Consider the following 12,362-nt stretch of genomic DNA (forward strand, 5'->3'; position numbering starts at 1 on the left):
TTTTTTTTTGCTATTTTTATACTTTCCCTTAGAACGATAATTAACGACTCTAGTTGTTAAAAAACCCGCCATTATTTTGACGGGCCTTTAGTTTCAATTGAGTATTATTCTCAATTAACTCACTTTCGCTAATCCTAACCAAGTTTTTACAACGGTATCTGGATTTAATGACAGGCTATCAATCCCTTCTTCCATCAACCAATGAGCAAAATCCTGATGGTCTGAAGGCCCCTGACCACAAATTCCCACATACTTGTTTTGACGCTTAGCCGCTTGAATAGCCAATGAGAGCAGCGCTTTGACCGCATCATTACGTTCATCAAATAGTTCAGATACCACCCCAGAATCCCGATCCAAACCAAGAGTCAGTTGAGTCATATCATTAGAACCAATAGAGAAGCCATCAAAATGTTCAAGGAACTGTTCCGCCAGAATTGCGTTGGACGGAATCTCGCACATCATAATGACTTTCAATCCGTTTTCACCGCGCTTCAACCCTTGGGATGCCAGTTCAGCAATCACTGCTTCAGCCTGCGCTACCGTACGAACGAACGGGATCATAATTTCAACGTTGGTCAACTCCATATCATTACGTACACGTTTAACGGCTTCGCACTCCAATGCAAAACAGCGACGGAAACTGTCAGAAACATAACGCCCTGCACCACGGAAACCTAGCATAGGGTTCTCTTCATCAGGTTCATAAATGTCACCACCAACCAGATTGGCATATTCATTGGATTTAAAATCAGACAAACGGACAATAACCCGTTTCGGCCAGAATGCAGCCGCCAGAGTGGCAATCCCCTCCGTCAAGCGCCCAACATAGAACTCAACCGGGTTGTCATAACCTGCCATCAGCGATTTTATCTCTTGCTGCAACTCAGGAGTTTGCTGATCAAACTCCAGTAATGCACGGGGATGTACACCAATCATCCGATTAATAATAAACTCCAAACGAGCAAGACCTACGCCATCATTCGGCAAAAGGGCAAAATCAAATGCACGATCTGGATTGCCGACGTTTAGCATAATTTTTACATCAAGCTCCGGTAACTGATCGACTTGAGAACTTTGTACAGTAAAATTCAGTTGATTCTGATAAACAAAACCCGTATCACCTTCCGCACAGGAAACTGTCACCGACTGATTCTCTTTCAAACGTTCCGTTGCATCACCGCATCCAACAACCGCGGGAATGCCCAATTCACGGGCAATAATCGCTGCATGACAGGTCCGGCCACCGCGGTTAGTCACAATCGCAGCAGCTTTTTTCATAATAGGCTCCCAATCCGGATCGGTCATATCAGTAACCAGAACATCACCCGGTTGGATGCGATCCATTTCATTCAAGTTGTGAATAACTTTTACTCGACCTGCACCAATACGATGGCCTATGGCACGTCCTTCCACCAATACCTGACCTTGTTCATTCAGTTGGTAACGCTCCATAACCTGCTGGTTTGAGCGGACAGTCTCAGGACGCGCCTGAACAATGTATAACTTGCCGTTATGACCATCTTTAGCCCATTCAATATCCATTGGCCGGCCATAATGTTTTTCAATTAGTAACGCCTGACGCGCCAATGCCTCAATTTCTTCATCAGCTAAAGAGAAACGATTGCGTTGTGATGCTGGTACATCTTCGATGCGTACCTGCTTGCCATGTTCTTTATTGTCAGCATAGATCATATGCAGTTTTTTAGAACCCAGATTACGTCGCACAATTGCTGGTTTACCCTTATTCAGGGTTGATTTATGAACATAGAACTCATCCGGATTCACAGCGCCCTGAACAACCATCTCACCCAATCCGTAAGCAGAGGTAATAAAAACAACCTGATCAAACCCTGATTCAGTATCAATAGTGAACATCACACCGGAAGAGGCGAGATCAGAACGCACCATACGTTGTACACCCGCTGATAATGCAACCCCCCGATGGTCATATCCCTGATGGACACGATAGGAAATAGCACGATCATTAAACAATGAAGCAAACACATGTTTGATGGCAACCATCACAGTATCAATGCCTTGCACGTTTAGAAAGGTTTCCTGCTGCCCGGCAAAAGAGGCATCAGGCATATCCTCAGCCGTTGCCGAAGAACGTACAGCAAAAGAGGCTTCAGGCTCTCCTTCAGACAACTGTTGATAAGCATCCTGAATATCTTTTTCTAGTTGTGGCGTAAATGGTGTATCAATCACCCATTGGCGAATTTGCGCACCTGCTTTAGCCAGTTGATTGACATCATCAACATCCGTTTCATCCAGCAAGTCATAAATGCGCTGATTAACACCACTTTGTTCCAAGAAATCATTAAATGCCTGTGCTGTCGTGGCGAAACCATTCGGGACAGAAACCCCCAACTCTGACAGGTGAGTGATCATTTCTCCCAGGGAGGCGTTTTTACCACCAACCCGGTCAATATCATGCATACCTAATTGGTTATACCAAAGCACATTACGCGGGGTGAGGTCATTATTGGGCATTAAAACAATCCTTTTAGCATTCGTGAAGTACAAATCGGAAAATTGGCACTGCATAGCGCAGTCATAAATAGACTAACACAATGTTTTCGCACACATAGAAAGGTGAATCGATCAACCCAACACATTATTTTTTTCTTAGGTATACTTTGCAGAAAATCGATACTCGGTTTCATTTAACTAAACGATTGGAAAGATAAAAGGTCACTATAAATATCATGGCAAAATTCAGATTAGAAACATCAGCGAAACGTAATGGTCGTAATAATGTTGAAAGTGTTGAACGCACTGTCTTTTTTATTTCAGATGGCACGGCAATTACCGCGGAAGTATTGGGTCATGCTGTCTTATCACAATTTCCCATCAAAATAACTTCTTATACTCTTCCTTTTGTTGCCAGTGAAACCCGCGCAGAAGAAATAAAGCAACAAATAAATCAGATATATCAGGATACGCGTATAAGACCTTTAGTTTTCTATTCCATTATCTCTTCTGGAGTGAAAAATATTATTACCAGCAGCGAAGGATTTTGTCAGGACATTGTACAAACACTGGTAGCCCCATTACAGCAAGAAACCGGGTTGGAACCCAAACCCGAACTTAATCGCACTCACGGCCTGACTGAGAAGAATCTCAGCCAGTACGATGCACGTATAGCTGCTATTGATTATGCCCTGGCACATGATGATGGTATCTCTTTACGTAATCTTGACCAGGCACAGGTTATCCTATTGGGCGTATCCCGCTGTGGGAAAACACCCACTAGCCTCTATTTAGCCATGCAATTTGGTATTCAGGCTGCAAATTATCCTTTTACTGCGGATGATATGGACAATTTACAATTACCTGCGACATTAAAACAATTTCAACATAAGTTATTCGGTTTAACTATAAGCCCTGAACGGCTGGCAGCTATTAGGGAAGAACGTCGAGAAAATAGCCGTTATGCATCACTGAGGCAATGTAGAATAGAAATTTCCGAAGTTGAAGCTTTATTCCGTAAGAATAAGATTAATTATCTTAACACCACCAATTATTCTGTTGAAGAAATCTCAACCAAAATAATCGACATGATGAAGCTAAACCGCCGAATGTTTTAAAAATATATCAATAGGAATAATGGAAAAAAATTTATCATATGACTAATTATATCATTTGTTTAACTTAGTCGTTTTCGTTTATTGTAATTTCAATTATCTATAGATATGCCTGCTAATGTGAAACGAACTTTGAGAAAATATATGTACAAAACAGATGGTTTAAGGACTCACCGTGTCGATAGTTTGGTCACACCTCAAACTCTTGCAATTCAATTTCCCGTATCCGAAAAAATCGTCAACAATGTGACAGCGTCACGGAAACGTATTGCCGATATTCTCTGCGGGAATGATCCACGGCTTATGGTAATCATCGGTCCTTGCTCTATTCATGATATTGACGCCGCTTTAGATTATGCTCAGCGACTGAACAGATTGCGTGAAAAATACCAGCACAGACTGGAAATTATTATGCGCGCCTATTTTGAGAAACCACGCACAGTGGTGGGCTGGAAAGGTTTAATTTCAGATCCCTATCTCGACGGTTCTTGCCAGGTAAATCGGGGCATTACTTTGGCCCGGAAATTATTGGTTGACGTTAATGAGTTGGGTTTACCTACAGCAACCGAATTTCTGGATATGGTGACCGGCCAATATATTGCCGATCTGATCAGTTGGGGCGCGATCGGAGCCAGAACAACAGAAAGCCAGATTCACCGAGAAATGGCATCCTCCCTCTCCTGTCCAGTTGGCTTTAAAAATGGAACGGATGGCAACATCCGTATCGCCATAGACGCAATCCGTGCAGCCAGTGTCTGTCACACATTTCTTTCGCCAGATAAGCACGGTCAGATGACCATCTATCAAACCGAAGGCAACCCATACGGCCACATTATTATGCGTGGAGGCAAACAGCCTAATTACAGTGCCAAAGATATTGCTACAGCTTGTACTCAACTACGTGAATTTAATTTACCAGAACATTTAGTTATCGATTTCAGTCATGGTAATTGTCAAAAAATTCATAAACGCCAACTGACTATAGCAAAAGAGGTGGGCCACCAGATTCAAGAGGGTTCTACCGCTATTGTCGGTGTGATGGTTGAAAGTTTTCTGGTTGAAGGCACCCAGCAGGTCATTCAGGGGCAACCGCTAAATTACGGTCAATCGATCACAGATCCTTGTCTAAACTGGCAAGATACAGAACAGCTTATTGACATTCTCGCCGAAGCAGTAAGTTACCGTTTCTAAATCCTTATTCCGAGTTAGCCTTTTTCATTCATAAGAGGCTAACTGACAACACATTAATTAAATTTCATTAACGTGTTAATCCTGACCACCAAAAATATTGCTTGAAGTCACCTCTTTATATAACGATAATAATTCTCACTATGATAATAGTTAGTATTCGCAAAGTGGTTTTATGACTAAAATATGTCACCAACATTCTTGTATTACACTTGAAAAACAATGCAACACCTATCCTGCTGAAATTGTAGAAATTGGCTACATTGACAGTAAACGACTATTAGGTGAGCTAGGAATTACCAGAATTCGTCACCAAGGAGAATTCTACCAATTGCGCCAAACTAAAGCAGGTAAGCTGATACTAACTAAATAAAATAATAACTCAGCCAGCCACCCGGATCGCGTATCGGGGCAGCCAGCTATATCCATAACTCATAAAATATTATTATGGAGATTCGTCTGATGTCTCAATCTGCAAGATCAACACTCAAACTATCAGCATTAAGCTTGGCAATTATCAGTAGTATTCCGGCTGCTTATGCGGCAACAAAATCGCTCGATGCCGACAGTGATAAATCATCCCGCGAGGTGATAACTGTTTATGCAACAGGTAATGAAAGGGATAGTTTCGAAGCTCCCATGATGGTAACTGTGATAAAGAGTAAGTCACCACAAAGTCAGACAGCCGGTAATGCTAACGACCTCATCAAAAAAATACCCGGCATTAATATAGCCGGTACAAACCGTGCTAATGGGCAAGATGTTAGTCTGCGTGGTTATGGTCCAAAAGGTGTTTTGACGTTGATTGACGGTATTCGCCAAGGTACCGATACCGGTCATATCAATGGCACGTTTCTGGACCCAGCACTCATTAAACAAGTCGAAGTTGTACGCGGCCCTTCCGCCCTACTCTACGGCAGTGGTGCCTTAGGCGGTGTGATCGCTTATCAAACTGTCGATGCCGCGAATCTTCTGCAAGCTGGTCAAGATCACGGATTCCGCGTTTTTGCCCGCGGTGCAACAGGTGACCATAGTATGGGCTTTGGTGGTGCAACGTTCGAGAAATCGGAATCCTTGGATGGTGTATTTGCCTTCAGTACCCGTGATTCAGGTAACATCCGTCACGGTGGTGGTGTGGTTGCCGATAATGACGAATTTATCAGTAACCTGATGGCAAAAGGCAGTTGGAAAATTGATGACAACCAGTCCTTAAGCAGCCAATTACGCTATTACCGTAATGAGGCTAATCAGCCTAAAAATCCGCAATCTCTTACTAGTAAAAATAATAAACCTAAATCATGGACTGATCGCACGACAACTCAACGTGACGCCCAACTCAGCTACCAATTAAATCCAGCAGAGTATGATTGGTTAAATGCCAAAACTGACCTTTATTATTCCGATATCACTATTGATGCCCGTACTAAAGAGAAAGGTTTCGAAGGCCGTAAACAGAAAACCTATGGCGTAAAATTGGAAAACCGTTCCCGCCTGTGGACAGACAGCCCTCTGGCGCATCAATTTACTTACGGTGGTGAAACTTACAAACAGAAACAGACCCCAGGAGGTAACACGGATAGCTTCCCTGATGCTGATATACGCTTTTATTCCGGTTGGTTGCAAGATGAGATAACGCTGCGCGACCTGCCAGTCTCTATCGTCGCCGGTACTCGCTATGACAACTATAAAGGAACGAATTCTAAATATAAGGATGTCAGCGCTGATAAATGGTCTTCCAAAGGGGCTATTAGTATTACACCAACTGACTGGTCGATGCTGTTTACCTCTTATTCTCAAGCTTTCCGTGCACCGACGATGGGGGAAATGTACAGTGATTCTATGCACTATCCTGGAAACTTCTGGACCCCTAATCCAAATCTCCGTCCAGAAAGCAACGAAACGTGGGAGTCTGGTTTTGGATTACGTTTCAATGATCTACTAGCAGATAACGACGAGCTGGAATTTAAAGCGAGTTACTTTGATACTAAAGCCAAAGATTATATTAAGTCAGATGTAGTCAACCGAGGAAGAAACACAATATCTGTTAATATATCTAGCGCTAAGATCTGGGGATGGGATGCTTCCATAAACTATGAATCCAATCTGTTCTCTTGGGAATTGGCTTACAACCGCACAGAAGGTAAAGATGAAAAAAGCGGTGGATCTCTCGATAACCTCAGCCCAGAGACTATCACCAGCATACTGGAAATCCCTATTGCACAAACCGGTTTCTCTGTCGGCTGGGTAGGCCAATTCACTAAGCATACTGACTTCAAAGGTAAAGATGCTAGAGGTAGAGATCCTAAACAACAGGCAGGCTATGGCGTTAATGATTTCTATGTCAGCTATCAAGGTGAAGGAATGCTCAAAGGTGTGACTACTACAGCAGTTTTAGGCAATGCTTTTGATAAAGAATACTACTCACCACATGGAACACCTCAAGATGGCCGCAATGCCAAACTGTTAGTCAGTTACCAGTGGTAATTAAATAAATGTATTTCAAGGAGTTAAATTGTGAATTCTTCACTTTATGAACGTTATCTACAAGCCAAATCCGATAACAAAGCCAAATATGCCCGTGATCTGGCAGCCTATCTGAATGTCAGTGAAGGTGAATTATTACATAGCCGCGTTGGTATCGATGCCAAACGCCTTAATGTTGACGCCCCAACTTTACTGGAAGAGTTAGCTGTTGTTGGTGAAATTAAGGCGATCACCCGCAATGATTTCGCTGTTCATGAACACATTGGCCGGTATGAAAATACTCATTTCAGCAGCCACGCTGGGCTGGTCCTGAACCCTCGTGAACTCGACTTGCGGATATTCTTTGGACATTGGAGTAGTATATTTTATCTGGTTGAACCCGCAAAAAATGGTGTGCGCCACAGCATTCAATTTTTTGATCATCAGGGTGACGCATTGCATAAAGTTTATGCAACAGGTAATACTGATATGACAGCCTGGGAAGCATTGATAGAAAAATATCAGGTAGAAGACAACCCCGCACTGGTCATCAAACCTATAGAAGAAATCACCTATTCAACTCTAACAAATGAATTGAAAGCACAGCTTGATGAAGAATGGCGAGCAATGACTAACGTTCATCAATTCTTCACGTTACTTAAAAACCATAATCTGAGCCGGCAACAAGTTTTCAACGCAGTACAGGATGATCTGGCTTACAAGGTGGGAAATTCTGCACTGAATGAACTTATCAACGCCGCTTATAACGATCAGAATGAAATCATGATCTTCGTCAGTAATCATGGTTGCGTACAAATTTTCACCGGAAAGCTGGAACGTCTGATGCCACATCAGGAAGAAAACTCAGATCAGAAATGGATTAATATCTTTAACCGCAATTTCACACTACATTTAATAGAGAGTGCTATTGCTGAAAGCTGGGTAACCCGTAAACCAACAGAGGATGGTTTTGTCACCAGCCTTGAGCTATTTGATGCTAATGGCAATCAGATTGCTCAACTGTTTGGTCAGCGTACAGAAGGCACTCCTGAACAAACTCAGTGGCGTGAGCAAGTGGCTGCTCTGCCAAAACTGCAATCAATACAGGAAGAGCGTGTAGCATGAAACAATGGCTTCTGACATTTGTCCTTGCGGTATCGTTCAGTGCTTTTTCCACTGAACGGATCGTCACTATCGGTGGCGATGTATCTGAAATTGTTTTTGCACTTGGTGAAGGTGAAAAAGTTGTCGCCAGAGACAGCACCAGCCAGAAACCAACCGAATTGCTTGCCTTACCCGATGTCGGCTATATGAGAATGCTTAACCCTGAAGGTATTCTCTCTATGAATCCGACACTGGTGCTAACCAGTGAGTTGGCAAAACCTTCACTGGCACTTAAGCAGCTCCAGGATTCTGGTGTAAAAGTGATTCAGATAACCGGAAAAGCAGCGTTAGAAGCCGTTCCTGAAAAAATTAAGGCCGTCGCTAAGGCGGTCAATCAGACTGAACGCGGTGTACAACTGATTCAACAATATCAAAAAGCACTGGCAGAAATACCAACAACTACCTTGCCGACTCGTATTCTGTTTGTGATGAGTCACGGAGGTATCATGCCAATGGCTGCCGGCCAAAAAACCGCAGCGGACAAAATGATTCGCGCTGTTGGTGCCACTAATGCCATGCAAGGTTTCAACAATTACCGCCCACTTTCCCAGGAAGGTGTTATTGCCAGCGCACCAGATCTGTTATTAGTGACGGAAGATGGTATTAAATCAATGGGCGGTTTGGATAAAATCTGGCAATTACCCGGATTGAAACACACCCCTGCCGGTCAAAAACAACGGGTTTTAATTGTAGATGATATGGGGCTACTCGGTTTTGGCCTCGAAACCCCCTCAGTGATGAAACAACTCAGACAGGCGGCGGAGAAGACTCAATGAGCCGTATGAAGTCTCCGGGTTTAGGCTTGGCGTTTCTTTGTTTGTTACTGTCCGGGTTGGCTATTGGTTCTGCTAATATTGGCGCATTATCATTATCTTTCAAGACATTATGGGAATCTTCCATTAGTGAACCCCAGTGGCAAATCTGGCTGAATATCAGATTACCAAGAGTGCTATTAGCCATACTGGTTGGCTGTGCTTTAGCGACTTCCGGGGCTGTAATGCAAGGGTTATTTCGCAATCCACTCGCTGATCCTGGCCTACTAGGTATTAGCAGTGGAGCCGCGTTGATGGTTGCAATGGCAATTGTTCTGCCAGTTAGCCTGCCATCTGTCATCGCTGTGTACGGGCATATTATCGCCGCTTTTATTGGCAGCCTGTTAATTTCATTACTGATTTTTTCACTCAATAAATATAACTACGGAAATCTGGCCCGCTTATTACTCGCCGGGATTGCTATCAATGCCCTTTGTATGTCTGCTATTGGTGTCCTGAGCTATATCAGTGACGATCAACAGCTACGACAATTCTCTTTATGGATGATGGGTTCACTCAGCCAGATAGAGTGGCCGACGTTGGCAATTACGGCTTCTTTAATTATTCCCGCTATTATCCTAACATTCAGCCAGGCCCGTAAACTGAACCTGCTGCAATTAGGAGATGAAGAGGCCCACTATCTTGGTATAAATGTCCAACGCACTAAATTCCAGTTATTACTACTCAGCGCCCTGCTTATTGGTAGCGCCGTTGCATTAAGTGGTGTTATTGGATTTGTTGGGCTAGTTGTCCCACATTTGATCAGAATGCGATTTGGTAGTGATCATAATTGGCTACTTCCCGGTGCTGCTTTAGGCGGAGCTTCTCTTCTGCTTACCGCAGATACACTGGCAAGAACATTAGTCTCACCAGCAGAAATACCCGTTGGCCTAATTACTGGTTTAATCGGCGGCCCATATTTTCTATGGTTGATACTCAAACAACCAGGGCCAGGGAGCCGCACATAATGGATGCCATAAAAAATAATATTTCTCTGCAAGCACAGAATTTAAGCTATTCAATTGGCAACCAGAAAATTATTGATAATGTTTCGCTCTCGGTAAATAAAGGCGAGATTGTCGCCATCATTGGGCCAAATGGCGCGGGGAAATCCACATTATTGCGGCTATTAACGGGATATATAAAACCTGAGCGTGGGCAATGTTATTTACACGGAATCCCTATTGAGCAATGGCCGGCTGAACAATTAGCCCGCACTCGTGCCGTCATGCGTCAACATAGCTCACTCTCCTTCCCTTTCAGTGTGGAAGAAGTGGTCGCTATGGGGCGCTCTCCTCATGGTATTCATCATAAACAGACAGCAATTGATACCGTTATTGAACAAACGGATTGCCAGGAGTTACGTCACCGCGACTACCGGCAACTCTCTGGTGGTGAGCAGCAAAGAGTACAACTCGCTCGTGTCCTTGCCCAACTTTGGCATCCAACACCAATAGAATGCTGTTTGTTTCTTGACGAACCAACATCAGCCTTGGATCTCTACCATCAGCAACACACTTTGCGTCTGCTTTACCGACTGACACGGGAACAACCTATGGCTATGTGCTGTGTTCTACATGATTTAAATCTTGCCGCTCTCTATGCAGACAAAATCTTTCTATTACATAAAGGGAAGTTAGTCGCTGCGGGTACACCAGAAGAAGTATTGAATGATCATACTCTGAGAAAATGGTATCAAGCAGATCTTGGCATTACCCGCCATCCTGAGACTCAACAACCTCAGATTTATTTGAGGCAGTAACAGTAAATTCGACAGACAAATTATTTCAATCATTTGCCTGTCTTACTCTTTACTTCCGAAATTTTATTGCATCAGGCAAATACCAAAAAGTTGAAATCAAGCACAAACAATAACCCAGAAGTTCACACCCTTCCTCAACCATATTTTTTGCTGTTCGATCAAAATGTTCGAGCATTAAACCTTTCCATAATTCTCCCATACCAAACAAACGGGAAAAAACGAGTACACACAAAATACCTGCAACCATCATGCTGTAACTTTGATGACGCGTAAAATGAACAAGCCCAGCCAACGTATCCCTACCTTTATAAGCAGAGTAAAAAATACAAATTAGCGCTAACGGAATAGCAATCCACGCCCAGGCACCATGAAATATTTCATCAAATATAGCATCCAGCTCTCTTATCAATAAACAAGCAAAAAAACCTGATATCAAGACTAATGCAGGACGTAATTGACTATTCTTTTTTGCTTCCAGCAGAAATACAGCAGAAATAACAAACAGTATACTTTCCTGAGCAATTTCAGTTAATGAGTTCTCCTTCACTGCATTCTGCAAATAGATAACATCAATAAAGAGTAAGCCTATGACCATGGCTAAAATCAGAGCATAAAGAACAAAAAACGCCAACTTTTTAGTTAAAAAAGCCAAGTCCGATTGCATTACAACCTCCATTAAATTAAATGACGAACGATGATACTGTTTTGAATAAATTAGTGAAGATCATTTGATGCTACTTATTATTAAAACAAAGGAAATTTGCATAAATGATAATAATTATCAATTATAAATAGCATTTTTTGCCTATAGATATCCCGGATTTATTTTAAAATACACTCATTAATAACTATAGTTATTATCCTTATAGAAATAACTAACTAAATCTAATATTTTAGCAACTAGCCCACTATCAGTGGGAGGTGAAAATGTCAGAAAGTGTAGTGAATGATATTGTCAGATGGCTCGAAACTCAGCTCCAACGTAACGAAGGTATAAAAATAGCGACCATTGCTGACAGAAGCGGTTATTCAAAGTGGCATCTACAAAGAGTGTTTAAAGAAGTGAAAGGCTATACCCTGGGTGAATATGTTCGTAAGCGGCGTTTACACGAAGCAGCAAGATCTCTGCGTGAAGAAAACCTACCAATCCTTGATATCGCCTTACAATATGGTTTCAGTTCTCAGGCAACATTTACTCGGATCTTCAAAAAGCACTTTAATACCACTCCTGCTAGATTTAGAGAAAATGGTAATCTACCTGAATTAAAGTACTTCTTAGGTCATAAGCAATAACCGAAAGCTCCTAATAACCTTATTGATGGCATTCCCTAATGGTCAATATTTTATTGACCATTTAACTCTTATACTATTTTAATTCGCTAACAC

11 protein-coding genes are annotated in these 12,362 nt (G+C 42.4%); 9 read left to right on the plus strand and 2 right to left on the minus strand.

Annotated elements, in window-relative coordinates; translation table 11 throughout:
- Positions 1 to 114 precede the first annotated feature (114 nt).
- Positions 115 to 2,493 (minus strand): phosphoenolpyruvate synthase, encoded by a 2,379-nt coding sequence (gene ppsA, locus CKY02_RS01505; protein WP_112893952.1) that lies wholly within the window; start codon positions 2,491 to 2,493, stop codon positions 115 to 117.
- A gap of 215 nt (positions 2,494 to 2,708) precedes the next feature.
- Between ppsA and ppsR the strand changes: the two genes are divergently transcribed.
- The 8 genes from ppsR (at position 2,709) to CKY02_RS01545 (ending at position 10,976) form a co-directional block, all read left to right on the plus strand.
- The gene (gene ppsR / locus CKY02_RS01510; RefSeq protein WP_112893953.1) at positions 2,709 to 3,590 is read left to right on the plus strand and encodes a posphoenolpyruvate synthetase regulatory kinase/phosphorylase PpsR; all 882 of its coding nucleotides are present in this window, start codon (positions 2,709 to 2,711) and stop codon (positions 3,588 to 3,590) included.
- A 141-nt stretch (positions 3,591 to 3,731) separates the two neighbouring features.
- The gene (locus CKY02_RS01515) at positions 3,732 to 4,778 is read left to right on the plus strand and encodes a 3-deoxy-7-phosphoheptulonate synthase (RefSeq protein WP_112893954.1); all 1,047 of its coding nucleotides are present in this window, start codon (positions 3,732 to 3,734) and stop codon (positions 4,776 to 4,778) included.
- A gap of 172 nt (positions 4,779 to 4,950) precedes the next feature.
- A complete protein-coding gene (hemP, locus tag CKY02_RS01520; RefSeq protein WP_112893955.1) occupies positions 4,951 to 5,148 on the plus strand; it encodes a hemin uptake protein HemP in 198 nt (65 codons plus the stop codon).
- Positions 5,149 to 5,237: 89 nt separating this feature from the next.
- Positions 5,238 to 7,259, plus strand: a complete 2,022-nt coding sequence (locus CKY02_RS01525) for a TonB-dependent hemoglobin/transferrin/lactoferrin family receptor (protein WP_112893956.1) — start codon at positions 5,238 to 5,240, stop codon at positions 7,257 to 7,259.
- Positions 7,260 to 7,289: 30 nt separating this feature from the next.
- On the plus strand, positions 7,290 to 8,363 hold the full coding sequence (locus CKY02_RS01530; RefSeq protein ID WP_112893957.1) for a hemin-degrading factor: 1,074 nt from the start codon (positions 7,290 to 7,292) through the stop codon (positions 8,361 to 8,363).
- Positions 8,360 to 9,178, plus strand: coding sequence for a heme/hemin ABC transporter substrate-binding protein (locus CKY02_RS01535; RefSeq protein ID WP_112893958.1), 819 nt, complete (start codon positions 8,360 to 8,362; stop codon positions 9,176 to 9,178). Before CKY02_RS01530 ends, CKY02_RS01535 begins: the two co-directional genes overlap by 4 nt.
- Positions 9,175 to 10,182 (plus strand): FecCD family ABC transporter permease, encoded by a 1,008-nt coding sequence (locus CKY02_RS01540; protein WP_112893959.1) that lies wholly within the window; start codon positions 9,175 to 9,177, stop codon positions 10,180 to 10,182. Before CKY02_RS01535 ends, CKY02_RS01540 begins: the two co-directional genes overlap by 4 nt.
- Positions 10,182 to 10,976 carry a heme ABC transporter ATP-binding protein gene (locus tag CKY02_RS01545; protein ID WP_112893960.1) on the plus strand — a complete coding sequence of 265 codons (795 nt, stop codon included), beginning with the start codon at positions 10,182 to 10,184 and terminating at the stop codon, positions 10,974 to 10,976. The genes CKY02_RS01540 and CKY02_RS01545 overlap by 1 nt, the downstream gene beginning before the upstream one ends.
- Positions 10,977 to 11,025: 49 nt before the next feature.
- Here the strand turns inward: CKY02_RS01545 and CKY02_RS01550 are convergent, their stop codons facing one another.
- On the minus strand, positions 11,026 to 11,640 hold the full coding sequence (locus CKY02_RS01550; RefSeq protein WP_112893961.1) for a hypothetical protein: 615 nt from the start codon (positions 11,638 to 11,640) through the stop codon (positions 11,026 to 11,028).
- A 263-nt stretch (positions 11,641 to 11,903) separates the two neighbouring features.
- On the opposite strand from CKY02_RS01550, the gene CKY02_RS01555 reads away from it, so the two are divergent.
- Complete coding sequence (locus CKY02_RS01555; protein WP_112875747.1) at positions 11,904 to 12,269, plus strand: helix-turn-helix domain-containing protein; 366 nt, start codon at positions 11,904 to 11,906, stop codon at positions 12,267 to 12,269.
- Positions 12,270 to 12,362: the final 93 nt, after the last annotated feature.

The sequence above is a fragment of the Photorhabdus bodei genome, from assembly GCF_003287735.1.
Lineage (GTDB): Bacteria > Pseudomonadota > Gammaproteobacteria > Enterobacterales > Enterobacteriaceae > Photorhabdus > Photorhabdus kayaii.

Bases quoted from the DNA above. Each gene is read 5' to 3' on its own strand.
- ppsA (WP_112893952.1), bottom strand. From the start codon at position 2,493: ATGCCCAATAATGACCTCACCCCGCGTAATGTGCTTTGGTATAACCAA.
- ppsR (WP_112893953.1), top strand. From the start codon at position 2,709: ATGGCAAAATTCAGATTAGAAACATCAGCGAAACGTAATGGTCGTAAT.
- CKY02_RS01515 (WP_112893954.1), top strand. From the start codon at position 3,732: ATGTACAAAACAGATGGTTTAAGGACTCACCGTGTCGATAGTTTGGTC.
- hemP (WP_112893955.1), top strand. From the start codon at position 4,951: ATGACTAAAATATGTCACCAACATTCTTGTATTACACTTGAAAAACAA.
- CKY02_RS01525 (WP_112893956.1), top strand. From the start codon at position 5,238: ATGTCTCAATCTGCAAGATCAACACTCAAACTATCAGCATTAAGCTTG.
- CKY02_RS01535 (WP_112893958.1), top strand. From the start codon at position 8,360: ATGAAACAATGGCTTCTGACATTTGTCCTTGCGGTATCGTTCAGTGCT.
- CKY02_RS01540 (WP_112893959.1), top strand. From the start codon at position 9,175: ATGAGCCGTATGAAGTCTCCGGGTTTAGGCTTGGCGTTTCTTTGTTTG.
- CKY02_RS01545 (WP_112893960.1), top strand. From the start codon at position 10,182: ATGGATGCCATAAAAAATAATATTTCTCTGCAAGCACAGAATTTAAGC.
- CKY02_RS01550 (WP_112893961.1), bottom strand. From the start codon at position 11,640: ATGCAATCGGACTTGGCTTTTTTAACTAAAAAGTTGGCGTTTTTTGTT.
- CKY02_RS01555 (WP_112875747.1), top strand. From the start codon at position 11,904: ATGTCAGAAAGTGTAGTGAATGATATTGTCAGATGGCTCGAAACTCAG.